Annotated in this window: 23 protein-coding genes; 6 read left to right on the forward strand and 17 right to left on the reverse strand. The window is 71.4% G+C overall.

From position 1 onward, the window contains the following. Positions 1-48: 48 nt before the first annotated feature. Entirely contained in the window at positions 49-534 is a 486-nt protein-coding gene (locus FLX07_RS31290; protein ID WP_142575296.1) for a MarR family winged helix-turn-helix transcriptional regulator, read from the reverse strand. Positions 535-587: 53 nt separating this feature from the next. After that, complete coding sequence (locus tag FLX07_RS31295; protein ID WP_142575297.1) at positions 588-1,454, reverse strand: 4-hydroxy-tetrahydrodipicolinate synthase family protein; 867 nt, start codon at positions 1,452-1,454, stop codon at positions 588-590. A 71-nt stretch (positions 1,455-1,525) separates the two neighbouring features. On the opposite strand from FLX07_RS31295, the gene FLX07_RS31300 reads away from it, so the two are divergent. Next, entirely contained in the window at positions 1,526-2,425 is a 900-nt protein-coding gene (locus FLX07_RS31300) for a LysR family transcriptional regulator (RefSeq protein ID WP_142575298.1), read from the forward strand. Between the two features lie 26 nt (positions 2,426-2,451). Here the strand turns inward: FLX07_RS31300 and FLX07_RS31305 are convergent, their stop codons facing one another. Then, positions 2,452-3,474 carry a hypothetical protein gene (locus tag FLX07_RS31305; RefSeq protein WP_142575299.1) on the reverse strand — a complete coding sequence of 341 codons (1,023 nt, stop codon included), beginning with the start codon at positions 3,472-3,474 and terminating at the stop codon, positions 2,452-2,454. Positions 3,475-3,581: 107 nt separating this feature from the next. Then, entirely contained in the window at positions 3,582-4,535 is a 954-nt protein-coding gene (locus FLX07_RS31310; protein ID WP_142575300.1) for a DMT family transporter, read from the reverse strand. Between FLX07_RS31310 and FLX07_RS31315 the strand changes: the two genes are divergently transcribed. From FLX07_RS31315 to FLX07_RS31335, 5 genes are all read left to right on the forward strand, one after another. Continuing rightward, positions 4,534-5,949 (forward strand): aminotransferase-like domain-containing protein, encoded by a 1,416-nt coding sequence (locus FLX07_RS31315; protein WP_142575301.1) that lies wholly within the window; start codon positions 4,534-4,536, stop codon positions 5,947-5,949. The genes FLX07_RS31310 and FLX07_RS31315 overlap by 2 nt on opposite strands. Positions 5,950-6,012: 63 nt before the next feature. After that, positions 6,013-6,765, forward strand: coding sequence for a hypothetical protein (locus FLX07_RS31320; RefSeq protein ID WP_142575302.1), 753 nt, complete (start codon positions 6,013-6,015; stop codon positions 6,763-6,765). A 112-nt stretch (positions 6,766-6,877) separates the two neighbouring features. Beyond that, on the forward strand, positions 6,878-7,423 hold the full coding sequence (locus FLX07_RS31325) for a CGNR zinc finger domain-containing protein (protein WP_142575303.1): 546 nt from the start codon (positions 6,878-6,880) through the stop codon (positions 7,421-7,423). A gap of 38 nt (positions 7,424-7,461) precedes the next feature. Then, positions 7,462-8,064, forward strand: a complete 603-nt coding sequence (locus tag FLX07_RS31330) for a GNAT family N-acetyltransferase (RefSeq protein WP_142575304.1) — start codon at positions 7,462-7,464, stop codon at positions 8,062-8,064. Between the two features lie 143 nt (positions 8,065-8,207). After that, positions 8,208-9,080: a 1,4-dihydroxy-2-naphthoate polyprenyltransferase gene (locus tag FLX07_RS31335; protein ID WP_142575305.1), complete on the forward strand. Its 873-nt coding sequence runs from the start codon at positions 8,208-8,210 to the stop codon at positions 9,078-9,080. 393 nt (positions 9,081-9,473) lie between these two features. On the opposite strand, the gene dapB is transcribed toward FLX07_RS31335, so the two are convergent. The 13 genes from dapB to rimP form a co-directional block, all read right to left on the reverse strand. Beyond that, positions 9,474-10,214: a 4-hydroxy-tetrahydrodipicolinate reductase gene (dapB, locus tag FLX07_RS31340; RefSeq protein ID WP_142575306.1), complete on the reverse strand. Its 741-nt coding sequence runs from the start codon at positions 10,212-10,214 to the stop codon at positions 9,474-9,476. 174 nt (positions 10,215-10,388) lie between these two features. Continuing rightward, complete coding sequence (locus FLX07_RS31345; RefSeq protein WP_142575307.1) at positions 10,389-11,699, reverse strand: M16 family metallopeptidase; 1,311 nt, start codon at positions 11,697-11,699, stop codon at positions 10,389-10,391. Beyond that, positions 11,696-14,029, reverse strand: a complete 2,334-nt coding sequence (locus tag FLX07_RS31350) for a polyribonucleotide nucleotidyltransferase (RefSeq protein ID WP_142575308.1) — start codon at positions 14,027-14,029, stop codon at positions 11,696-11,698. Before FLX07_RS31350 ends, FLX07_RS31345 begins: the two co-directional genes overlap by 4 nt. A gap of 282 nt (positions 14,030-14,311) precedes the next feature. After that, a complete protein-coding gene (rpsO, locus tag FLX07_RS31355) occupies positions 14,312-14,581 on the reverse strand; it encodes a 30S ribosomal protein S15 (RefSeq protein ID WP_142575309.1) in 270 nt (89 codons plus the stop codon). 167 nt (positions 14,582-14,748) lie between these two features. After that, positions 14,749-15,693, reverse strand: coding sequence for a bifunctional riboflavin kinase/FAD synthetase (locus FLX07_RS31360; RefSeq protein WP_142575310.1), 945 nt, complete (start codon positions 15,691-15,693; stop codon positions 14,749-14,751). Positions 15,694-15,819: 126 nt separating this feature from the next. Further along, positions 15,820-16,734: a tRNA pseudouridine(55) synthase TruB gene (truB, locus tag FLX07_RS31365; RefSeq protein WP_142575311.1), complete on the reverse strand. Its 915-nt coding sequence runs from the start codon at positions 16,732-16,734 to the stop codon at positions 15,820-15,822. Beyond that, positions 16,731-17,744, reverse strand: a complete 1,014-nt coding sequence (locus FLX07_RS31370; protein ID WP_142575312.1) for a DHH family phosphoesterase — start codon at positions 17,742-17,744, stop codon at positions 16,731-16,733. Before FLX07_RS31370 ends, truB begins: the two co-directional genes overlap by 4 nt. Further along, a complete protein-coding gene (rbfA, locus tag FLX07_RS31375; protein ID WP_142575313.1) occupies positions 17,741-18,256 on the reverse strand; it encodes a 30S ribosome-binding factor RbfA in 516 nt (171 codons plus the stop codon). The genes FLX07_RS31370 and rbfA overlap by 4 nt, the downstream gene beginning before the upstream one ends. Before the next feature lie 48 nt (positions 18,257-18,304). After that, positions 18,305-18,604, reverse strand: a complete 300-nt coding sequence (locus FLX07_RS31380; protein ID WP_142575314.1) for a DUF503 domain-containing protein — start codon at positions 18,602-18,604, stop codon at positions 18,305-18,307. A gap of 68 nt (positions 18,605-18,672) precedes the next feature. Beyond that, positions 18,673-21,792, reverse strand: coding sequence for a translation initiation factor IF-2 (infB, locus tag FLX07_RS31385; protein WP_142575315.1), 3,120 nt, complete (start codon positions 21,790-21,792; stop codon positions 18,673-18,675). Positions 21,793-21,979: 187 nt separating this feature from the next. After that, positions 21,980-22,282, reverse strand: a complete 303-nt coding sequence (locus FLX07_RS31390; protein ID WP_142575316.1) for a YlxR family protein — start codon at positions 22,280-22,282, stop codon at positions 21,980-21,982. Next, the gene (gene nusA / locus FLX07_RS31395) at positions 22,266-23,255 is read right to left on the reverse strand and encodes a transcription termination factor NusA (protein ID WP_208762480.1); all 990 of its coding nucleotides are present in this window, start codon (positions 23,253-23,255) and stop codon (positions 22,266-22,268) included. Before nusA ends, FLX07_RS31390 begins: the two co-directional genes overlap by 17 nt. Before the next feature lie 22 nt (positions 23,256-23,277). After that, positions 23,278-23,805 carry a ribosome maturation factor RimP gene (rimP, locus tag FLX07_RS31400; protein ID WP_142575318.1) on the reverse strand — a complete coding sequence of 176 codons (528 nt, stop codon included), beginning with the start codon at positions 23,803-23,805 and terminating at the stop codon, positions 23,278-23,280. Between the last annotated feature and the right edge of the window lie 30 nt (positions 23,806-23,835).

Consider the following 23,835-nt stretch of genomic DNA (forward strand, 5'->3'; position numbering starts at 1 on the left):
AAGAACCGTAACAGATAGTTTTGTTGTAGACGATCCCCAACGGACCGATCAGGTGCGGTGGCGCGCCCGCCTAACCGGCTGCGGCACCTCCACCGCAGTGGCCAGATGGCCGGTGACCAGCCGGTTGAGCGCGCGCACGAGCACCTCCGCCTCCTCCTCGGGCAGCGACCCGAGGGCGGCCCGATGAACCCTGTCGACGATCTCCTGGCTGCGCTTGGCCACCTGCGCGCCCTGCTCAGTCACCGCGACGATCCGGGCGCGCCGGTCGATGCTGGACGGACGGCGCTCGGCGAGGCCGGCCTTCTCCAGCGCGTCGAGGGTGACCACCATCGTGGTCTTGTCCATGTCGCCGAGCTCGGCGAGCTGGATCTGCGTGCGCTCCTCCTCCATGGCATGGACGAGCACGCAGTGCATGCGCGCCGTCAGGCCGATCTCGGCAAGGGCCGCCGCCATCTGCGTTCGCAGCACGTGGCCGGCATGGTCGAGCAGGAAGGACAGGTCGGGCTCGTCACGCGAGGGCGCCATGGCGGTCATGCGCCCAGGCTATCAATTCGTCCGATTGCGGATTATCTCCAAAGGACCTGCCGTCAGAGCATCCGCAGGGCCGCCTCGACCGACGCCCGGCTCGCGGGGACGAGCGGGAGCCGTACGTCGGCGGTCGGGATGCGGCCCTGCGCGTGCAGGACGCCCTTCAGGACGGTCGGGTTGGGCTCGGCGAACATGGCCGCCGACATGAGCGACAGCCGGTGGCCGAGAGCGCGGGCGTGCTCGACCTCTCCGGCCCGCCAGGCCCGGAAGAGCTCGGCGAATTCGCCGGTGCGCAGGTGGGCGGAGGCGAGGATGCCGCCGGATGCGCCCAGAGCGAGCAGCGCGGACAGGAACGGGTCGTCCCCGGCGAGCACCGCGAAGCCCTCCGGCGGGTCGGCGAGCAGGGCGACCGTGTCGAGGTCGACGCCGCCGACCGCGTGCTTGACCCCGGCCACCATGGGCAGCTCGCCCAGCCGGCGCAGCGTGGCCGCGCCCACCGACTGCCCGGTCCGATACGGGATGTTGTAGACGACCAGCGGCACCGGGGTCTGCTCGGCCAGCGCGGTGAAGTGGGCGAGCACGCCGGCCTCGGACGGGCGGACGAACGCCGGAACCGTCACCAGCGCCGCGTCCGCCTCCCCCTTGAGGGCGCGCAGCGCCTCGGCCGTGCTCCGCGTGTCGGCCGACCCCGCGCCGACGGTCAGCGTGGCGCCCCGCTCGCGGCAGACCCGGCCGCAGATCTCGATCACCGCGCGCCGTTCCTCCTCGGCCAGCGTGGCGACCTCCGCGGTGGTGCCGAGCGCGACGAGCCCGGACGCGCCGTCGTCGAGCGCGGCGCGGGCCAGGTCTTCGAGCGCGTCGAACGCGATCTCGCCGTCCGCGGCGAACGGGGTGATCAGCGGGACGTGGATGCCGGAAAGAGTCATACCGCGATCCTTCCGGCGGGCAACCGTGTAGGTCCAGTTCGCCTTTCTGTCGAAACCATTAAGCTGAACTGATGCTCGATGTCCGCAGACTCCGCCTGCTTCGTGAGCTCGCCCACCGGGGCACGATCGCGGCCGTGGCCGAGGCGCTGACGTTCACCCCCTCGGCCATCTCCCAGCAGCTCACGGCGCTGGAACGCGAAGCGGGGGTCGCCCTGCTGGAGCGCACCGGGCGCCGGGTCGTGCTCACCCCCGCCGGGGTGGCGCTGGTGCGGCACGCGGAGGCCGTGCTCGAACGGCTGGAGCAGGCGGCGGCGGAACTCGCCGCGTCGAGAACCGATCTGTCCGGAACCGGCCTGGCCGGGACCGTGCGGATCGGCGCCTTTCCCACGGCGACCCGCGCCATCCTCCCCTCGGCCCTGGCGGCGCTCGCCCGCAGTCACCCGGGCCTGGATCCGATGGTGGACGAGGTCGATCCGGTCGAGGTCGCGCCGCGGCTGCGCGCCGGTGAGCTCGACGTCGCCCTGGTCCACGAGTACGACTTCGTCCCGGCCGAGCCCGACCTCGCCCTGGACGCCGTCCCCCTCCTCGACGAACCCATGTACCTGGCCACCGTTCACCCCCTCAGCGGAGAGGGAGACGCGGCCACGCTCCTCACCTGCCGGGACGCGCCCTGGATCGCCTCCACCCCCGGCACGCTCTGCCATGCGATGACCGTGCGCGCCTGCCAGGCGGCCGGTTTCTCCCCTCGCATACGCCACCACATCGACGACTTCGCCACGGTCCTGGCGATGGTCGCCGTCGGGCAGGGCGTGGCGCTCGTGCCGGAGCTGGGAGCCGCCGACCCGCCCGAAGGCGTCACGCTGACCGCGCTGTCGATGCACCGCCGCACCCGCGTCGCCTTCCGGCGCGGCGCCGGCGGTCACCCCGCCGTCGTCGCGCTGATCGCGGCCCTGCGTTCCGCCATCCGATAGGACGTCCGACAGGGCGTCCGACAGGCTCAGAACACCGGGATGATGTCCTCCGGGTCGATGACGTCGACGTTCACGCCGTCGATGTCGAGCTCCGGGATCGCGGGGAACTCGATCCCCCACCGCTCGACGATCGCGCGTACGCGGGCCATCGCCAGCCGCCAGTTGTCGGCCTGCTCCTCGTACGACAGCACGCCGAGACCAGCCTCCCGCGCGTGGTCCATCAGCACACGGTGGTTGTGCAGGAAGTACGGCGGGAGCTCCCAGAAGCCCTCGGGCGGCTCCCACAGAATCATCGACAGGAACACGAACCCGGCGCGCAGCTGACGCGTGATCAGGCCGCGTACGTCGTCGGTGAGCCCGGGCCACTCGTTCTCCAGGATCGTCATGCAGATCTGGAGGTGCCGCGACTCGTCCCGGCCGATCTTGTGGAACATGTCCGAGAACAGGGGGTGCTCGGTGCCGGAGGCCATCCCCCGGAACAGCGTCGAGGCCGCCATCTCCCCCATCATGAAGCTCGTGAACAGCACGGCGAGCGAGTACTTGCCCACGGCCGAGTTGTAGCCGTTCCAGTAGCGCCCGCCGTTGTGGTACAGCCAGCCGATGTTGTTGTGCGCCGCCCGCTCCAGGTCGGTGGAGGGCTGCCAGTCGAGCGGGCCGCCGGGCCACAGCCGCGCGATCGCGCGCTGGCAGCACTCCTCGTGGTTCATCTCGTCACGGGTGATGGAGAAGAAGCACTTGCGTACGGGATCCTCCTCGTGCTTCTCGAACGCCTGGATGGTGGCGCGGGCGAAGACGGCCGGGCCCGAGGCGTCGAAGTTGGCCAGCACGGAGAACCAGTACATGATCCCCAGCCGCTGCTCGGCCGTGAACTCGCCGGGGTCGAGCAGGTTCCACGGCAGGTCGGCGGGGTTCCAGACCATCCGCTTGGACTTCTCGTAGATCGCCGCGAGCTTCTCGGTCTCCACCCGCCACTCCATCGGGTAGATGTTGGGCTGCGGGATCTCGGGCGCCGGCCAGAAACCACCGTCAGGAACCACGACGTCCGGCATCACGTCACCATCCCGCGCGCTTGTGATCGATTCGCCTGGTTACCCCATTTGCGTAACCCTGCTTTGTAACACTGTCAGCCTCATCCTGCGCCGTTCCGTCACAGCAATCAAGTGCCCACTCCGCGCCGGCCGCGGCTGACCTGCGTGACCGCCACGCACACGAGCACGACCAGGGCCGCCGCGATCGTCGCGACGCCGATCTCCTCGCGCAGCAGCAGCCAGGCCCACACCAGCGTGATCAGTGGCTGGGCGAGCTGGATCTGCCCGGCACGGGCGATCCCGCCCATCGCGAGCCCGGCGTACCACGGGATGAACCCGAGGAACATCGACACCAGCCCGACGTACGCGAATCCGGCCAGCGACTCGGCCGAGGGCTCCATGGGCGTGGTGATCGCCAGCACCGCCGTCACGGGAACGGTGAGCGGGGCCGCGACCACCAGGGCGTAGGAGATGACCCGCCAGCCGGGTGTCTCCCGCGCGAGGCGTCCGCCCTCGGTGTAGCCGACGGCGGCCGACAGCAGGGCGAGCACGAGCAGCACGTCGGCCCCGGCGAAGCGGCCGGTCCCCCGGGTCAGGGTGAACACGGTGATCGACAGCGCGCCGGCCGCGCAGGCCGCCCAGAACAGGGGTCTCGGCCGCTCCCCCGCGCGTAGCACGGCGAACGCGGCCGTGGCGGCGGGGAGCAGGCCGATGACGACGGCCGAGTGGGCCGTGCTCGCGCCGCCGTCCAGGGCGAGGCCGCTGAACAGCGGAAAACCGAGGACCACACCCAGCACGATCATCGCGTACGACCGCAGATGGGCACGAGGCGGCAGGAGCGGCGCCCCGGCGGCCTTCAGGCAGATCACCGCGGCGAGCGCCGCGAGCGCGGCCCGCCCGATCGCGACGAGATACGGATCGAACCCCCGCATCGCGAACACGGTCGCGGGAAACGACCCCGAGAACGACAGGACGCCCGCGCCCGCCAGGAGGCTGCCCCGCCATGCCGGGCGGCGAGGGGCGTTCGCGGCGGGGACGTCCGCTATCGGAAGGACATCAATAGCGCTATCGTCAGCTTTCATGAACGACGATAGCAGTATCGCCCGTCTCGCCGCGATGCTCCGGGAGGAGACGGAGCGGTCGCGTCCGGGCGAGCGGCTGCCGTCCAGCAGAGAGATCATGCGCCGTCACGGCGTGGGCCCGGTGACGGTCTCGCGGGCGATCGCGCAGCTCGCGGCGGAGGGCCGGGTCGTCACCCGTCCCGGCGCGGGCGTGTTCGTGGCGGCGGCCCGGCGGCCGGTCGCGGAGGCGCCCGACCTGTCGTGGCAGACCGTGGCCCTGGGCGACCGGGTCGTGGACGACACGGCGACGGCGAGCCTGCTGGCCCAGCCCGCCGACGGCGTCGTGCCGCTCACGGGCGGCTATCTCAATCCGGAGCTGCGCCCGGTGCAGGCGCTGGCCGCGGCGGCCGCGCGAGCCGTACGCCGGCCGGAGGCGTGGAGCATTCCCCCGCTGAGCGGCCTGCCGGAGCTGCGCCGATGGTTCGCCGCGGAGGCCGGCGGCGCCGTGACGCAGAACGACGTGCTCGTGGTGAGCGGCGGGCAGTCGGCGCTCACCCTCGCGTTCCGCGCGCTGGCGGCTCCCGGCTCACCGATCCTCGTCGAGACCCCCACCTACCCGGGCGCGCTCGCGGCCGCCAGGGCCGCCGGGCTGCGCGCGAGCGCGGTGCCGCTCGACGAGGACGGCGTGCGGCCCGACCTCCTCGCGGAGGCGTTCGCGATGACGGGGGCGCGGGTGTTCTACTGCCAGCCGACGCTGCACAACCCCACGGGGGCGACGCTGACCCGCGAGCGCAGGGAGCAGGTGCTCGCCGTGGCGCGCGCGGCGGGGGCGTTCGTGATCGAGGACGACTACGCGCGATATCTGGCCGACGGCCCGGTTCCGCCGCCCATGGTGACCATGGACGCCCACGGCACCGTGGTCCACATCCTGTCGCTGAGCAAGATCACTTCACCCAGTCTGCGGGTGGCGGGCCTGACCGCGCGGGGCCCGGCCGCGCACCGGCTGCGGGCCTGCCAGGTGGTGGAGTCGTTCTTCGTCGCCCGGCCCCTGCAGGAGACGGCCATGGAGTTCGTGGGCTCCACCGCCTGGCGGCGTCACCTCGGCGCCGTCCGGCAGGAGATCGGCGTACGGCAGGCCACGCTGCTGGCCGGGCTCGCCCGCCACGCGCCCGCCGCCGAGGTGCACCTCGCGCCGCACGGCGGCCTGCACGTCTGGGTGCGGTTGCCGCCCGGCACCGACGAGGCGGAAGTGGTCGAGACGGCGCAGGCACGGGGCGTGCTGGTGAGCCCGGGTCGCATCTACTACCCGGCCGAGCCGCCGGGGCCGCGGCTGCGGCTGACCCACACGGCCGCGAGCGGCCTGCCCGAACTGGAAGAGGGCATCCGCCGCCTCGCTCCGGTCCTGTCCCAGGGGTCACATCGGTCCCAGTGGTGAACCTTTGCCCCGGTTGAGTCGTCTCTTCTCTGTCGCCCTTCACCCCCTCGCAGAGGAGACATCGTGCGCTTCCGCTCTCTGGTGATCGCGTTATGCGCCGTGCTCGCGTCAGCCGGCCTGCTCGTCGTCCCGTTCGCCGCCCAGGCCGCCCCCGCCGGGACGTCCTCCGCCTCGGCGGGCTGCTACCGCCAGGTCGGGGATCACTGGGAATGCGTCACGCCCGGCGCGTTCTGCCCGGCGGCGGCGCACGGCAGGAACGGAACCGCGCAGGACGGCGACTCCTACCGGTGTGTGCAGGACGGCTCCTACTGGCGCTGGAAGCCGGCCGGCTCCTCGGGAGGCGCGGCCCCGAAGCCCAAGCCGACCGCGAAGCCGACGAGGCCGAAGTGCTCCCAGAAGTACCTGCCGTTGCCGGACCCGAAGTGCCAGCCGGGGACGCGCAACCCCGCCGTCACCCAGCGGACGATCAAGTCCACGATCTGCGCCCCCGGCTACAGCAGGAAGGCCGCGCCTCCGGCGAGCTACACCAACGCGCTGCGCGTCACGCAGATCGCGCAGTACGGCTACGCGGACAGGAAGCCGTCGCACTACAAGGAGGACCACCTCATCCCGCTGTCCCTGGGCGGGTCGCCCAAGAGCGTCAAGAACCTGTGGCCCGAGCCGGTTCACGCGGGCAAGGACAAGACCCCGGCCGCGAAGGACGCGGTCGAGCTCACGCTGTGGAGGGCCGTGTGCCACGGCAGGGTGCCGCTCGCCAAGGCGCAGCAGGCGATCGCCAAGAACTGGCGGACCGCGGTGCGGCGGCTCGGACTCTAGATCCCGCCGCCGTTCCTCCGGCAGGTGCGACAACACCACCGAAAGGCTTTCGGTGGTGTTGGTATTTCGCGACCTCCGACTGTCGTACAGTGGTCACGAGGGGTGATCGATCATGACTGGCCCGGCGGAGCTGCTCCGCGACTTCGTGAACACCTACGACGTCGAGGGAGACGCCGACGAGCTGGCCTCGCCGGCCGAGCTGTCCGTCTGGCTGCGCGAACGGGGGCTGATCGGCGACGACGACCGCGCCGCCGACGAGGACCTCACAGTGGCGACCCAGCTGCGCGAAGGACTGCGGGTCGCGCTGCGCGGCAACCACGACGGGGGTCCGTACGAGGTTCCGGCGGGGCTGGCCACGGCGCTGACGGGACTGCCGGTTCGCGTGACGCTCTCGGCGGGAACGCCGGCGCTCGAACCCGTGAGGTCCGGAGTGGCGGGCGGTCTCACGCGGCTCGCGGCGCTGATCCCCGCCGCCCACGCCGACGGCACCTGGCCACGGCTCAAGGTCTGCGCCGAGAGCACCTGCCAATGGGCCTTCATCGACTCCTCGAAAAACCGGTCTCGCTCCTGGTGCTCCATGCGCGTCTGCGGAAACCGCACAAAAACCCGGGCATATCGGGCGCGACGCCAGGCGGAAGGTACGCCGAGGCCCTCCTGACCAGTACGGTGTTACAGGCTAAGAAAGGAGCCCGCCGAATGGGTGTCAGAGCTGCCCGCCTCGAGGACGTCGACGCGGTGACCAGCACCCAGATCCGGGCGTGGAAGGCGGTTTATCGCGACTTCCTGCCACCGATCCCGCTGGAGCAGATGACCGGGCCGGCGGCGGAGAAGATGTGGCGCCGCCAGTGGGAGGAGGCGATCCTCTCGCCGCCCACGCCCCGCCATCGTCTACTCGTCGCCGTCGAGCGGGTCGTGCCCGACACCGACGCGTTCACCGCGCTCGGGCCCGGCGGCATCCTCGCGACCGCCGCGCAGCGTGCGTCCGACCGGGTCGTGGGGCTGGCGTCGCACGGACCCGCCGAGGACCCCGACCTGCACCCGGCCACGACGGCCGAGTTGATGACGTTGCTCGTCGATCCCAACCACATCAGGCGCGGGCACGGCAGCAGGCTGCTCAACGCCACCGTCGACCACCTGCGCGAGGACGGCTACAACACGGTCGTCACCTGGGTCTTCGCCGACAACCACCCGATGCTCGGCTTCCTTGAGTCGACGGGCTGGGGCGAGGACGAGGCCGAGCGTGTCCTCGACATGGGCCGCCCGATCAGGATGATCCGCCTCACCACCGACATCAGCTGAGTGACCTCCCTTTCCGCCCGTTCGTTACGGCTTCCGCCCCCGTCGGCGTCGCCTCCGCCAACCCCGCTGTCACGACATGACGGGGGATTGGCCAGACTAGGTACGCCTTTACCGGCTACGCACAGGTAGGAAAAGGGAGTCACGTGGCCACCCCAGCTCAATGGTTAGCGGGCGCACGCCCCCGTACGCTGCCCGCCGCCGTCGTCCCGGTCGCCGTCGGCACCGGTGCCGCCGTCGCGGAGGACGGCGCGGTCTGGTGGCGCGCCCTGCTCGCGCTGTTCGTCGCGCTGGCTCTGCAGGTCGGGGTCAACTACGCCAACGACTACAGCGACGGCGTGAAGGGCACCGACAAGGACCGCGTGGGCCCCCTGCGGCTGGTCGGCTCGGGCGTCGCGGCCCCGAAGCAGGTGCTCACCGCCGCCCTCGGCTGCTTCCTCGCCGCCGCGGTCGCCGGGCTCGTCCTGGTGGTGGCCACCCAGGCCTGGTGGCTGCTGCTCGTCGGCCTCGCCTCCATCCTGGCCGCCTGGTTCTACACCGGAGGCTCCCGCCCGTACGGCTACCGCGCGCTCGGCGAGATCTCTGTCTTCGTGTTCTTCGGCATCGTGGCCGTCGCCGGGACGACGTACGTCCAGGTGGAGCGGCTGACCTGGCTCTCGCTGGCCGCCGCCGTGCCCGTGGGGCTGCTCGCCTGCGCGCTCCTCGTGGTCAACAACCTGCGCGACATCGTGACCGACGGCCCCTCCGGCAAGCGCACGCTGGCCGTGGTGCTGGGTGACAGCCGCACGCGCCTGGCCTACTCGGCGACCCTGGTGCTGCCGTTCGTGTTCGCGCTCGCCCTGGTGCCGGCGCGGCCCTTCGCCGCGCTGACCGTGCTGGCGCTCCCCCTCGTGGTGACCCCGATCAAGACGGTCCGCGCGGGGGCGACCGGTCCGGCGCTCATCGCGACGCTCCAGCAGACCGGCCGCCTGCAACTCGTCTTCGGCGCACTGTTCACCCTCGGCCTGGCCCTGTTCTGACGGATGCCTCTCGCAGCGTCACCGCTCGCCGGCCTCGCGGTGCGAAAATCGTTTGCCGCACGACGCCGGTACCGTTTGCATGTCTCCCATGCCACCCCTGCGGATCGCACCGGTGACCGACGCCACCATCGAGGACTGGCGGCACGCCCACAATGTGATCATTCCCGATGACCCGCTGGCCCTCGACGAGGTACGGGAGCCGAGTCCCACGAGGTGGACCGTTACTACCCGCCCGAGGGCGGCGGCCCGTTCATCACCCTGAGCAGGTCCTGAGCAGGTCCTGAGCCGACCGTTCGAGGGGCGGCAAGGGGCCGCCCGCGCCTGTCCGGCACCGCGTGTTCCGCCTGACACGGCGATCACACCGGCGCGACGACAGGCCGGGCGGCGGGCGGACTACCGCAGGTCGAGGAGGCGCTCCAGGCCCACGGTGAGGCCGTCGAGCTCCTGCACCCGGCGTACGCCCAGCAGGACGCCCGGCGTGAACGACGCCCGGTTCATCGTGTCGTGCCGGATCGTGAGCGTCTCCCCCTCACCGCCCAGGATGACCTCCTGATGGGCGATCAGCCCCGCGAGCCGTACGGCGTGCACGTGGACACCGTCGACCTCCGCGCCCCTGGCGCCGTCGAGCGCGGTGGTGGTCGCGTCGGGAGAGGGGCCGAGACCGGCCTCGCGCCGTGCCTGCGCCACCAGCTCCGCCGTACGGCGGGCGGTGCCCGAGGGGGCGTCGGCCTTGTGCGGGTGGTGCAGTTCGACGATCTCGACCGACTCGAAGTGCTTGGCCGCCTGCGCGGCGAAGTGCATCATCAGCACGGCCGCGATGCCGAAGTTGGGGGCGATGAGCGAATTCGTGCCGGGGTTGGCGGCCAGCCAGCCCCGCACGGTCTCCAGCCGTCCGGCGTCGAAACCGGTCGTGCCCACGACCGTGTGGATGCCGTGGGAGACGCACCACTCGAGGTTGCCCATGACGATGTCGGGGTGGGTGAAGTCCACCACCACCTCTGCCCCGGTCAGCGCGTCGAGCGAGTCGTCCTTGTCGACCTCCGCCACGAGCTCCAGGTCATCGGCCGCCGCGACGGCCTTGCACACTTCCACACCCACGCGCCCGCGGGCGCCCAGAACACCGACCTTAATCACGCGCCCAAGGCTATACGTGACGGCGGGGGGCGGGACGGCGAGGAGCGGACCGGCGCGCCCGAGTCCCGTGCGGCGGGAGGCGCCGCCCCGGCGAGAGCCGTAGGGGATGGACGGGGATGAACGACGAGGCCGCGCCGGTGCGCAATAGCACCGGCGCGGCCGTCGAAGGCACGGTCAGGCGATGGCGGAGCCGAAGTCCTTGTCGCTGTAGGGACCGATCACCGCGAGCGTCAGCGGCCGGTTGAGGATGTCCGCGGCGACCGAGGCGATCTCCGCGGGGGTGACCGCCTCGATCCGCCCGAGCACCTCGTCGACCGTCATGAGCCGCTCGTACACGAGCTCGCTCTTGCCGATCCTGGACATGCGCGAGCCGGTGTCCTCCAGGCCGAGCACGAGTCCGCCGCGCATCTGGCCCTTGCCGCGCGCGATCTCCTCCTCGGTGATCCTCTCGGCCACGACCCTGGCCACCTCGTCACGGCAGATCTTCAGCACGTCGTCCACCTTCGAGGGCAGGCAGCCCACGTAGATGCCGAACTGGCCGGTGTCGGCGTACTGCGAGGTGTAGCTGTAGGCGCTGTAGGCCAGGCCGCGCTTCTCCCGGATCTCCTGGAACAGGCGCGACGACATCCCGCCGCCGAGCGCGGCGTTCAACACGCCGAGGGCGAAGCGCCGGTCGTCGTTGCGGTCGAAGGCGGTCATGCCGAGGACCAGGTTGGCCTGCTCGGTGGGCCGGTCGACCACGCGGACGCCGGTCCTGACGTCGACGCCGGGGCCGCCGATGCGCGGGGGCGCCGGCGCGGCGGAGCCGCCCAGCGCGCCCGCCCGTTCGTACGCCGCCGCGACCAGCGCGACCACCCGCTCGTGGTCGACGTTGCCCGCCACGGACACCACGGTGCGGGGCGGGATGTAGAACCGCTGGTAGTACTCGTGGATGCGGTCACGGGTGAGCGTGTTGATCGACTCCTCGTTGCCGAGGATCGGGCGGCCGATCGGCGTGTCGCCGTACAGCTCGGCGGAGAACTGCTCGTGCACCACGTCGGAGGGATCGTCGTCGTGCATGGCGATCTCCTCAAGGATCACGCCGCGCTCCGACTCCACGTCCTCCTCGGTGATCAGCGAGGAGGTCACCACGTCGGCGAGCACGTCGATCGCCACCGGCAAATCCTCGTCGAGCACCCGGGCGTAGTAGCAGGTGTACTCCTTGGCGGTGAACGCGTTGATCTCACCGCCGATGCCCTCGATGGACGCCGAGATCTCCATGGCGTCGCGCGTGGGCGTGCCCTTGAAGAGCAGGTGCTCCAGGAAGTGGGTGGCCCCCATGTGCTCGGGGGCCTCGTCCCGCGACCCGATGCCCACCCACAGGCCTACCGCCACACTGCGTACGGTCGGCATCGTCTCCGTCACGACCCGCAGGCCGCCGGGGAGGACGGTGCGGCGGATGACCCCCGCACCGTCCTTACCCGGAAACAGTGTCTCGGTCGTCACGAGTTGCGCTCGTCCCGTCCGCCCCGGGTCCGGCTGCGGCTGCGGCGCGGAGCCCGCGGCTGCTCGTCTCCCTCGGCCGGCGCGGCGGCGGCCTCCGCCGGAGCGGACGCGGCCTCGCCGTTCTCGCCGTTCTCGCCCGCGGCGTCCTTCTCGGCGGCCTCCTTCTCGACCACCTCGACCGGGATCAGCGAGAGCTTGCCGCGCGAGTCGATCTCGGCGATCTCCACCTGGATCTTCTCGCCGACGTTCATGACGTCCTCGACGTTCTCGATCCGGCGGCCGCCGTGCAGCTTGCGGATCTGCGAGACGTGCAGCAGGCCGTCCTTGCCCGGCAGCAGCGAGACGAACGCGCCGAAGGCGGCGATCTTGACGACCGTGCCCAGGTAACGCTCGCCGACCTCCGGCATGTGCGGGTTCGCGATGCCGTTGATCAGCGTACGGGCGGCCTCGGCGGACGGGCCGTCGGTGGCGCCGATGTAGATCGTGCCGTCGTCCTCGATGGTGATCTCGGCGCCCGTGTCGTCCTGGATCTGGTTGATCATCTTGCCCTTGGGGCCGATGACCTCGCCGATCTTGTCGACCGGGACCTTGATCGTGATGATGCGCGGCGCGGTCGGGTTCATCTCCGCCGGAGCGTCGATGGCCTCCTGCATCACGTCGAGGATCGCCAGCCGGGCGCCCCTCGCCTGCTTCAGCGCCGCGGCCAGCACGTGGGCCGGGATGCCGTCCAGCTTGGTGTCGAGCTGGAGCGCGGTGATCACGTCCTTGGTGCCGGCGACCTTGAAGTCCATGTCGCCCATGGCGTCCTCGGCGCCGAGGATGTCGGTCAGCGTGACGAAGGTGTCACCCTCGCCGATCAGGCCCATCGCGATGCCGGCGACCATCTCCCTGAGCGGGACACCCGCGTCGAGCAGGGCCATCGTGGATGCGCAGACCGACCCCATGGAGGTCGAGCCGTTCGACCCGAGCGCCTCCGACACCTGGCGGATGGCGTACGGGAACTCCTCGCGCGACGGCAGCACGGGGATCAGCGCCCGCTCGGCCAGCGCGCCGTGGCCGATCTCACGGCGCTTCGGCGAACCGACGCGGCCCGTCTCGCCCGTGGAGTACGGCGGGAAGTTGTAGTTGTGCATGTAGCGCTTGGTCCGCTCGGGATTGAGCGTGTCGATCATCTGCTCCATGCGCAGCATGTTCAGGGTCGTGACGCCGAGGATCTGCGTCTCGCCCCGCTCGAACAGGGCCGACCCGTGCACCCGCGGCACCACGTGGACCTCGGCGTTGAGCTGCCGGATGTCCTTCGGGCCACGGCCGTCGATGCGGACGCCCTCGCCGACGACGCGCTCGCGCATCAGCTTCTTGGTGAGCGACCGGAACGCGGCGCCGATCTCCTTCTCACGGCCCTCGAAGTCGGGCAGCAGCTTCTCGGCCGCCAGCATCTTGGCGCGCTCGATCTCCAGCTCGCGCTCCTGCTTGCCCGCGATCGTCAGCGCCGAGGCGAGCTCGTTCTTGACGGCGGCGGTCACGGCCTCCAGGACGTCGTCCTGGTAGTCGAGGAAGATCGGATACTCGGCGGTCGGCTTCGCGGCGACCTGGGCCAGCTTCGACTGGGCCTCGCAGAGCACCTTGATGAACGGCTTGGCGGCCTCCAGGCCCTGGGCCACGGTCTCCTCGGTCGGGGCGACCGCGCCCTCGGCGACCAGCTTGAGCGTGTCGCGGGTCGACTCGGCCTCGACCATCATGATCGCGACGTCGCCGTCGGCCAGGACGCGCCCGGCGACGACCATGTCGAACGTGGCGCGCTCCAGCTCGGTGTGGGTCGGGAACGCCACCCACTGGCCGTCGATCAGCGCGACGCGCACGCCGCCGATCGGGCCGGAGAACGGCAGCCCGGCGAGCTGCGTGGACATGCTCGCGGCGTTGATCGCGATCACGTCGTACAGGTGCTCGGGCTGCAGGGCCATGATCGTCGCGACGATCTGGATCTCGTTGCGCAGGCCCTTCACGAACGACGGGCGCAGCGGCCGGTCGATGAGACGGCAGGTGAGGATCGCGTCCTCGGACGGCCTGCCCTCCCGGCGGAAGAACGAGCCGGGAATGCGGCCGGCCGCGTACATCCGCTCCTCGACGTCGACCGTCAGCGGAAAGAAGTCCAGGTTCTCCTTGGGATGCTTGGACGCGGTGGTCGCGGACAGGATCATCGTCTCGTCGTCCAGGTACGCGACGGCGCTGCCCGCCGCCTGCCGGGCCAGCCGCCCGGTCTCGAACCTGATCGTGCGCGTGCCGAAGGGACCGTTGTCGATAACGGCCTCTGTGCTGTGGACACCCTCCACGGGGGACCTCCTCTTTGGGTCGGTCTCCCGCGTCCTGCGTCGCCGGGCTCCCCGTTCAGGTGCAGTGCCGGTCTTCGATCGAAGCGCCCGGTCCGTCCGCACGGCTGTCGCCGTGCCGACCGGGGGCCACTACCGAGGACCGGCCCTCTCACGCCGCGGGATCGCGCTGCGGCTTGCTTGCGGACGCGGGGCACTTGGTCTCGGCTGTTCAGTTGTTGTGCTCAGGCCATTGTGGCCCGTTATGGAAAAGGAGCGGCGAAGAATCGCCGCTCCTTCCTCACCTTATCGGCGAAGGCCCAGCCGCTCAATGAGCGAGCGGTAGCGGGTGATGTCCTTGGCCTGCAGGTACTTCAGCAGCCGACGCCGGCGGCCCACCAGCAGGAGCAGACCACGACGGCTGTGGTGGTCGTGCTTGTGGGTCTTCAGGTGCTCGGTGAGGTCGCTGATCCGCTTGCTCAGAAGCGCGATCTGGACCTCCGGCGACCCGGTGTCACCCTCGCTGGTGCCGTACTCGCCGATGATGGACTTGGTGATAGCGGCGTCAAGCGACACTGCTTCTCCGTTCTGGTGAAATGGCACGCGCAACGATTCCCATCCCGCGAACGACCGTGCGTACCTACAGTCGCCGTGACAGGACAGCCGGGGTGGTTTACACCACCTGAGCATGGCTGACATACCACCTTACCAGCCCGTAGGACACGGCGTGTCACACCAGCTCTTCAGGACGTGAGCTCCCGGGCCCGGGCCACGTCGTCGTGCATCTGCTCGATCAGCGCCTCGATCGAGTCGAACCTGAGCGTGTCGCGCAGCCGCTCGCCGAAGTCCACGGCCACGTGCGCGCCGTACAGGTCCAGGTCGTCGCGGTCCAGCGCGTACGCCTCGACCGTGCGCTCCACCCCGTCGAACGTGGGGTTGGTCCCGATTGAGATCGCGGCCGGCCAGCGCTCCCCCTCGTACGGCGAGGGGCTCTGGGTGCACTGCAGCCATCCCGCGTAGACGCCCTCCGCGGGGATGGCGGTGTGGTGCGGCGACTCGACGTTGGCGGTGGGGAAACCGAGCGCACGGCCACGCTGATGGCCGCGTACCACCACGCCCTCGACCCGGTGCGGGCGGCCCAGCAGGACGGCCGCGCCCGTCACGTCACCCACGGACAGCCGTTCCCGGATCACCGTGGAGGAGATGGCGTCGCCGTCGCTGACCAGGGGCACGCCCTCGGCCTGGAAGTCGTACTTCTCCCCCAGTGTCCGCAGCGTCTCCAGGTCGCCCGACGCCTTGTGGCCGAAGCGGAAGTTCTCCCCCACCACGACCCCCGCCGCGTGCAGCCGGTCGACCAGAGCCGTCTGGACGAACTCGTCCGGAGACATCCGGGAGAACTCCAGCGTGAACGGCAGGACGCACACCGCGTCCACCCCCAGCGCGAAGAGCAACTCGGCCCGCCGGTCGGTGGTGGTGAGCCGCGGCGGGTGACTGCCGGGCCGCACCACCTCGTCGGGGTGCGGGTCGAAGGTGACGGCCACCGCGGGCAGCCCCAGGTCGCGGGCCATCTCCACCGCGCGGGCCACCATCCGCTGATGACCGAGATGCACGCCGTCGAACACGCCGATCGTGACGACGGACCTGCCCCAGTCCAGTGGGACCTCGTCCAGCCCGTGCCAGCTCTGCACCTCGACCTCGCTTCTGTGTCCGATTGCCCTGCCTTCGGCAAGGCGGCTGAGTTGCCTCGCCTGGGGAAGCGCGCAGTAGACAAGACTGCCATGCCCCCCGGGGTGCCGGGGAACCAGCCCCCGGCGTCAGGAGGCGAAGACCACCAGAGGCCTGGCGGCCCCGCCGCGCTCCTCGGCGAGCGCGAGCAGCGCGCCGTCCGGCCCGAAGACGCCGATCGGGCCCGGCCCGAGACCCGCCGCGCGCAGCCTCCCGCCGTGCGCGACCAGCCGCGCCTCGTCCTCGCCCACGTCCCTGCGGGGGAAGGCCGCCGCCACCGCGTCGGCCATGGGCATGATCACACACTCCCGGGCGAGGTCCTCGATCGTGCGCGCCGCCTCGATGCCGTACGGCCCGACCCGGGTGCGGCGCAGCCGGGTGAGATGGCCGCCGACGCCGAGCGACGCGCCGAGGTCGCGGGCCAGCGCCCGGATGTAGGTGCCGCTGGAGCAGGTGATCACGGCGTCCAGGTCCACCGTCTCCGGTGTCCGCCGGATCTCCCCGACCTCGAACGCGTGGATCGTGACCGGCCGGGCGGCCAGGGCCACCTCCTCGCCGGCGCGGGCAAGCTTGTAGGCCCGCTGCCCGTCGACCTTGATGGCGCTCACCTGCGGCGGCACCTGCATGATCTCGCCGGTGAGCGCGGCGACGCCCTTGCGCACCTGCTCGTCGGCGACGTGCCCGGCGGGGGTGGTGGCGAGCGTCTCGCCCTCGGCGTCGTCGGTGTTCGTCGTCACGCCGAGGCGGATCGTCGCCTCGTAGACCTTCTCGGTCAGCGCGAGGTGCCCGAGGAGGCGGGTCGCCTTCTCCACCCCGATCACCAGCACGCCGGTGGCCATCGGGTCGAGCGTGCCCGCGTGGCCGACCTTGCGGGTCCCCGCGACGCCGCGCATCTTGCCGACGACGTCGTGCGACGTCCAGTCGGCGGGCTTGTCCACGATGATCAGACCGCTCGGCGGCGGGGTCCTTCTGGGCTGTGTCCTTTTCGGCTGGGCCGTGCTCACGACCGGCTCCCTTCCGGGGCGAGGAGGGGCCGCAGGGCGGCCATGGTGTCCGCCACGGGCAGCGCCGAGGAGAATCCGGCGGCACGCGAGTGACCGCCGCCGCCGAGCGCGGCGCAGGCGCGGGCCACGTCCACGGCGCCCTTCGACCGGGTCGAGACGTTCCAGCCGCCCTCGTCGTCCTCCTTGAGGACGACCGCGACCTCCGCCTCGTCGACCCGGCGCACGACGTCGATCATGCCTTCCACCTCGTCGTACGGCAGGCCCTCGGCGGCGCGGTCGGCGCGGGTCACGGAGGTCCACACCAGCCCCAGGCCGCCCACGGCGTCCGGCTCCAGGGTGGCCCGTCCGAGCGCCGTGCCGAGCACCCGCAGGTACGCGAACGGCGAGCGGTCCCACAGTTCTCTGGCGATCTCCTCCGGTCGCAGCCCCGTCGCCAGCAGCCGGCCGGCCATGGCGTGCGCGGCCGGGGTCGTGATGGAGTGCCGGAAGGAGCCGGTGTCGGTCACCAGCCCCGCGTACAGGCAGGTGGCGACCTCCCGGTCGATCGGGAGGCCGAGCCGGTTGACGAGCTCGTCGACGACCATCGTGGTCGAGGCCGCACCGGGATCCACGAGGTGGACCGTCCCGAAGCGGGTGTTCGACACGTGATGGTCGATCACGACGAGTTCGCCGGCCTTGCCCGCGTGCGGCGCGAGCAGGCCCAGCCGCTCCATCGTGGAGGCGTCGAAGGTGATCATCAGGTCGGGCTCGGCGGGGTAGGCCGAGGGCTCAACCAGCAGGCTCTGCCCCGGCAGGAACCGCAGCAGCCGGGGCACCGCGAAGACCCGGTCGCCGAAGGACGCCACGACCTTCTTGCCGGTGCGCGCGAGCGCCAGCCCGAGGCCGAGCATCGAGCCGAGGGCGTCCCCGTCCGGCGACACGTGACAGGCGAGCGCCACCGTGCCGGCCGAGCGGATCAGTTCGGTCGCGCGCCGCCAGTCCGCCTCGCGGGCGGCTTCGTTCGTGGTCACCGGACGGGGCGGCCGGCCTGGCCGGTGGGCTCGTCCTCGCCCGCCCCCTCGGCCTCCCCGGCTGCCTCGGCCACCTCGGCCGCCTCGGCGGCGAGGTCCTCCTCGAAGCGATAGGGGTCGGCCTCCCCGGCGAACTCCGCGCCCTCCGCCTGGCGGGCGATCTCCTCGTCCTTCGCCCTGGCCAGCGCGAACAGGTCGTTCATGTGGCGGGCGTTGTCCGGGAGCGGGTCGTGCACGAACGTGAGGCCGGGAGTGTGCCGCAGGCCGGTCTGCCGGCCGACCTCCGACCGGATGACGCCCTTCGCGCTCTCCAGGGCGGCGGCCGTGTCGGCGCGCTCCGCCTCGGAGCCGAAAACCGTGTAGTAGACGGTCGCGTCGCTCAGGTCCGGGGTGACCCTCGCGTCTGTCACCGTCACGAAACCCAGCCGTGGATCCTTGATCCGCCGCTCCAGCATCTCCGCGACCACCTGCTGGATGCGATCGGCCAGCTTCCTGGCACGCGCTGCGTCCATGCTCACGCTCCCTCGTATCTGTACGGCTGACGCGCGGGCCCCGGCCGTCTATTCCTCGTGGTCGTTGAAGAGCCGCCGCCTCGCGGACAGCAACTCGATCTCGGGGTGGTAGGCGATGAGGCGTTCGCAGGCGTCCAGCACCTCATCGCAGTTCGCCGCGGACGCCGATATGACGGCGACGCCGATCTCGGCGCGCCGGTGCAGGTCGAGGTGGCCCGCCTCGGCGACGGCGACGGCGGGATACTTGCGCTGGATCTCGGCGACGATCGGCCGGACCACCGAGCGCTTCTGCTTCAGCGAACGGACGTCGCCCAGCAGGATGTCAAGAGTAAGAGCACCGATGAACATAGTTCGTCACCACGTCACGGACACCCGACCGCCGCCCCCGCGCGTGGCGGGGGCGGCGGGACGGAGCGTCAGACGCGCGGCTTCTCCTGCATCTCGAACGTCTCGATGACGTCCTCGATCTTGATGTCGCTGTAGCCGACACCGATACCGCACTCGAAGCCCTCGCGGACCTCGGTCGCGTCGTCCTTGAAGCGACGCAGCGACGAGACGGTGAGGTTGTCGGCCACCACGACGCCGTCGCGGATGATCCGGGCCTTGCTGTTGCGGGTGATCACGCCCGAGCGGACGATCGAACCGGCGACATTGCCGATCTTGGGAACCTTGAAGACCTCGCGGATCTCGGCGGTGCCGGTCCTGACCTCCTCGAACTCCGGCTTGAGCATGCCCTTGAGGGCCGCTTCAATCTCCTCGATCGCCTGGTAGATGACCGAGTAGTACCGGATGTCCACGCCCTCGCGCTCGGCCAGATCGCGCGCCCGCACCTCGGGCCGCACGTTGAAGCCGATGATGACGGCGTTGTCGTCGCCCATCGCCAGGTTGACGTCGTGCTCGGTGATGGCGCCGACCGCGCGGTGGAGCACCCGCAGGCGCACCTCCTCGCCGACGTCGATCTTGAGCAGCGCGTCCTCCAGGGCCTCAACGGAACCGGAGACGTCACCCTTGATGATGAGCTTGAGCTCGTCGACCTGGCCCTTCTCGAGGTCCTTGAACAGCTCCTCGAGAGTGCGGCGGCGACCGGACTTCGCCATGTCGGCGATCCGCTGCCTGGCCGCCCGCTGCTGGGCGATCTGGCGGGCCATCCGGTCGTCGGTGACAACGATGAAGTTGTCGCCGGCGCGCGGGACGGCCGTCAGACCGAGGACCAGGACCGGACGCGACGGGTCGGCCTCGTCGACCGTCTCGCCGTTGTCGTCCAGCATGGCGCGGACGCGGCCGAACGCCTCACCACAGACGATCGAGTCGCCCACCCGGAGCGTGCCGCGCTGCACGAGCACGGTCGCGACCGGGCCGCGGCCCTTGTCGAGGTGCGCCTCGATCGCGAGGCCCTGGGCGTCCATCTCCGGGTTGGCCCGCAGGTCGAGCTCGGCGTCCGCGGTCAGCAGGATGGCCTCGAGCAGGTTGTCGATGCCGACGCCCTGCTTGGCGGAGATGTCCACGAACAGGGTGGAGCCGCCGAACTCCTCGGCCACCAGGCCGTACTCGGTGAGCTGGGCCCGCACCTTGGTCGGGTCCGCGCCCTCCTTGTCGATCTTGTTGACCGCCACCACGACCGGGACGTTCGCCGCCTGGGCGTGGTTCAGCGCCTCGATGGTCTGCGGCTTCACACCGTCGTCGGCCGCGACCACCAGCACCGCGATGTCGGTGGCCTGCGCACCACGGGCACGCATGGCGGTGAACGCCTCGTGACCCGGGGTGTCGATGAAGGTGATCTTCCGCTGCTCACCCTCGTGCGTCGTCCCCACCTGGTAGGCGCCGATGTGCTGGGTGATGCCGCCGGCCTCGCGGGCCACCACGTTGGTGTGGCGGATCGCGTCGAGCAGCTTCGTCTTACCGTGGTCGACGTGACCCATGACGGTCACGACCGGCGGGCGCGGCGCGAGGTCGGCCTCGTCGCCCTCGTCCTCACCGAACTCGATCTTGAAGGACTCGAGGAGCTCGCGGTCCTCCTCCTCCGGGCTGACGACCTGGACGTTGTAGTCCAGCTCGGCGCCGAGAAGCTGCAGCGTCTCCTCGTTGACCGACTGGGTCGCCGTCACCATCTCGCCGAGGTGCAGCATGATCTGCACGAGCGAGGCGGGGTTGGCGCCGATCCGGTCGGCGAAGTCCGACAGGGACGCGCCACGCGGGAGGCGGATGGTCTGGCCGCCGCCACGCGGAACCTGCACGCCGCCGATCGCCGGGGCCTGCATGTTGTCGAACTCCTGGCGCCTCTGGCGCTTGGACTTGCGGCCACGGGTCGGACGGCCACCCGGACGCCCGAACGCGCCCGCCGTGCCGCCACCGCGGCCACGGCCGCCGCCACCACCGGGACGACCGGCGAAACCGCCGCCGCCACCACCGGGACCGCCGCCGGGACCACCGGGGCGACCGGTGCCCGTGGCACCGGGACGCGGACCGCCGAAGCCGCCGCCGGGACGACCGCCGCCGCCACCCGGACGGCCACCGCCGCCGGGACCACCGGGACGGCCACCGCCGCCGCCGGGACGCGGGCCACCGCCGCCCGGCGCGGCCGGACGGCCCTGCGGCATCATCATCGGGTTCGGACGCGGACCACCCGGACGCGGACCACCTGCGCCCGGAGCGCCGGAACGCGGACCGCCCATGCCCGGGCCGGGACGCGGACCACCTGCGCCGGGGCCGGGACGCGGACCGCCTGCGCCCGGAGCGCCGGAACGCGCGCCCGGCGGACGCGGCATGCCCCCATCGCGCGCGCCGTCACGACGCGGCTCGCGAGGGGCGCCGTCGCCACGCTCGGGACGGTCCCCGCGGTCGGGACGACCGCCGTCGCGGCCACCGGGCCGCGCGGGACGCTGGCCCATGCCGCTCGCGGTCGAGGAGAACGGGTTGTTGCCCGGACGCGGGCCACGCGGACCCGGCTTCGGCCCGCCGGAACGCGGACCGCCGCCCGCGGGCGCGCCGGGACCGGCGGGTGCGCCACTCGGGCGCGGGGCCGGGGCCGGCCTCGGGCCCGGCTTGGGCGCACCGGCGCCGGGAGCGCCGGCACCGGGAGCAGCCTGCCTCGGACCGGCGGCCGCGGGACGCGCGACATCCGGGCGAGGCGTCTGCGGACGGGCGGCCTCGGGGCGCGCCGCCTCCGGCTGCACCACGGGCTGTGCCACCGGCGGGTGAGGCATCGGAACCGGACGCGGAGCGGGCCGCGGGCCGGGCTTCGGGCCCGGCTTGGCCATCGCTCCGGTGGACTGGGAAACGGGCGCCTGTGGGGCGCCCCCGTTGGCCTGGCTGTCTGCCGGCCTCGGCGCAGGCTTCGGCTGCGCCGGACGGGCGGGCTTACCCCCGCCCCTGGAGACGTCACCCTTGAACGCCTCAGTCAGTTTACGGACGACCGGCGCCTCTATCGTCGAGGACGCCGACCTCACGAACTCGCCCATTTCGGTGAGCTTGGCCATCACGACCTTGCTCTCAACCCCGAACTCCTTGGCGAGCTCGTATACGCGGACCTTCGCCACTGCACTCCCTAACTCGGCCCGGGAGGCTCGCAGTGCCGCCGGACCGTCGCTACCTGTACGTACTCATCGCCGCGTGCTCATCAGGCGCTCATAGCAATCTGACTCCGCCCATCAACTCGGCGTCCTACATGACAATTTCGTCGTTCCCTGGTTCCCGGAGCCGATACCGGGGGCCAGCGGTAACCATTCACCCGGACCGCCCCGGCGTCAACCCCTCCACGTGAGCTTGCAAGAGCGACGTGTCAAGCGATCCCTCCGCGCGGAAAGCGCGTGGGAACGCCCGGCGACGCTCTGCGAGCTCCAGACAGCGCGGGGACGGATGCAACGAGGCACCGCGTCCCGGGAGCCGTCCTCGCGTATCGGGGACGATCACGCCCTCGACCACGACCAGGCGGAGCAACTCGGACTTTACCGTGCGAACCCGGCAGCCCACACACGTTCTCAGCGGGGCTGCCTGGTAACCATATTCCAGCTTACCTTGCCGACGCATCAGCGGGATCAGCAGGTGCCTGCTCGGTGTCCGGCCGGATGTCGATCCGCCAGCCCGTCAGGCGGTTGGCGAGGCGGGCGTTCTGGCCCTCCTTGCCGATCGCCAGGGACAACTGGTAGTCGGGCACGATCACACGCGCGGTGCGGTTGTCGGCGTCGACCACGTCGACACGGGAAACACGCGCGGGCGACAGGGCATTCCCGACGAACTCGGCCGGATCCTCCGACCAGTCGATGATGTCGATCTTCTCGCCGTGCAGCTCCGTCATGACGTTGCGCACGCGCGAGCCCATCGGGCCGATGCAGGCGCCCTTGGCGTTGACGCCGGGCTTGCGCGACCTCACCGCGATCTTGGTGCGGTGGCCGGCCTCGCGGGCGATGGCCGCGATCTCCACCGTGCCGTCGGCGATCTCCGGCACCTCCAGCGCGAACAGCTTCTTCACGAGGTTGGGGTGCGTGCGCGACAGGGAGACCGACGGCCCCTTGGGCCCCTTCTTCACCTGCACCACGTAGCAGCGGATGCGCTCGCCGTGCGCGTACTCCTCGCCCGGGACCTGCTCGTTGTGCGGCAGGATCGCCTCGATCTTGCCGAGGTCGACCAGCACCACCCGCGGGTCCTTGCCCTGCTGGATGACGCCCGCGACCAGCTCGCCCTCGCGGCTGGCGAACTCGCCGAAGTTGACTTCGTCCTCGGCGTCGCGGAGCTGCTGGAGGATCACCTGCTTCGCCGTGGTGGCGGCGATCCGGCTGAAGTTGGACGGGGTGTCGTCGTACTCCCGCGCGACCTCGCCGCTCTCGTCCAGCTCGGCGGCCCAAATGATCACATGGCCCGTGCCGCGGTCCAGCTCGGCCCGCGCCTTCTGCGCCGCGCCCTCCGTGCGGAAGTACGCGATGAGCAATGCGTCCTCGATCGCCTTGACGACCAGGTCGAAGGAGATGTCCTTCTCCCGCTCAAGGCTGCGCAGGACGCTCATGTCAATGTCCACAAGGCTCCCCCTAGCCCTCGTCGTCGGCGTCGTCGATGTCTTCGTCGACATCGAGGCCCTCATCAAGTTCGTCGTCGAGCCCGGCGTCGCGCCGGTTGAACTCGACCTGCACCCGGCCGCGCACCAGATCGGCGTACGCGATGCGGCGCGCGCCGTCCAGCTCCACGCCGGTCTCGTCGGCCTCGGTCACGCGGCCCTCCGCGGAGGCGCCGTCACTCAGCTCCGCCTGCACCAGCCGCCCGCGCGCCCGGCGCCAGTGGCGCGGCTCGGTGAGCGGCCTGTCCACTCCGGGAGAGGTGACCTCGAGAACGTACGCGCTGCCGCCGAGGACGTCCTCCTCGTCCAGCCGCTTGGAGACGGACTGGCTCACGTCGGCCACGTCGTCCAGGCTCACGCCGCCGTCCCTGTCCACCACGACACGCACCAGCCGCCGCCGGCCCGCCGGTGTGACCGTGACGTCCTCCAGGTCGAATCCCTCGGCGGCGACCACCGGGCCGAGCAGCTCAACCAGGCGGCCGCGTCGAGCGTCGCTGCCCATGCCGACCTCCCAATGACCGTGTGGCTGTGA

Origin of the sequence: Microbispora bryophytorum (assembly GCF_006874465.1) — a bacterium.
In the GTDB taxonomy this organism is placed as follows: domain Bacteria; phylum Actinomycetota; class Actinomycetes; order Streptosporangiales; family Streptosporangiaceae; genus Microbispora; species Microbispora bryophytorum.

Bases quoted from the DNA above. Each gene is read 5' to 3' on its own strand.
- FLX07_RS31290 (WP_142575296.1), bottom strand. From the start codon at position 534: ATGACCGCCATGGCGCCCTCGCGTGACGAGCCCGACCTGTCCTTCCTG.
- FLX07_RS31295 (WP_142575297.1), bottom strand. From the start codon at position 1,454: ATGACTCTTTCCGGCATCCACGTCCCGCTGATCACCCCGTTCGCCGCG.
- FLX07_RS31300 (WP_142575298.1), top strand. From the start codon at position 1,526: ATGCTCGATGTCCGCAGACTCCGCCTGCTTCGTGAGCTCGCCCACCGG.
- FLX07_RS31305 (WP_142575299.1), bottom strand. From the start codon at position 3,474: ATGCCGGACGTCGTGGTTCCTGACGGTGGTTTCTGGCCGGCGCCCGAG.
- FLX07_RS31315 (WP_142575301.1), top strand. From the start codon at position 4,534: ATGAACGACGATAGCAGTATCGCCCGTCTCGCCGCGATGCTCCGGGAG.
- FLX07_RS31310 (WP_142575300.1), bottom strand. From the start codon at position 4,535: ATGAAAGCTGACGATAGCGCTATTGATGTCCTTCCGATAGCGGACGTC.
- FLX07_RS31325 (WP_142575303.1), top strand. From the start codon at position 6,878: ATGACTGGCCCGGCGGAGCTGCTCCGCGACTTCGTGAACACCTACGAC.
- FLX07_RS31330 (WP_142575304.1), top strand. From the start codon at position 7,462: ATGGGTGTCAGAGCTGCCCGCCTCGAGGACGTCGACGCGGTGACCAGC.
- rbfA (WP_142575313.1), bottom strand. From the start codon at position 18,256: ATGGACGCAGCGCGTGCCAGGAAGCTGGCCGATCGCATCCAGCAGGTG.
- FLX07_RS31380 (WP_142575314.1), bottom strand. From the start codon at position 18,604: ATGTTCATCGGTGCTCTTACTCTTGACATCCTGCTGGGCGACGTCCGT.
- FLX07_RS31390 (WP_142575316.1), bottom strand. From the start codon at position 22,282: ATGCGTCGGCAAGGTAAGCTGGAATATGGTTACCAGGCAGCCCCGCTG.
- nusA (WP_208762480.1), bottom strand. From the start codon at position 23,255: ATGAGCGTCCTGCGCAGCCTTGAGCGGGAGAAGGACATCTCCTTCGAC.
- rimP (WP_142575318.1), bottom strand. From the start codon at position 23,805: ATGGGCAGCGACGCTCGACGCGGCCGCCTGGTTGAGCTGCTCGGCCCG.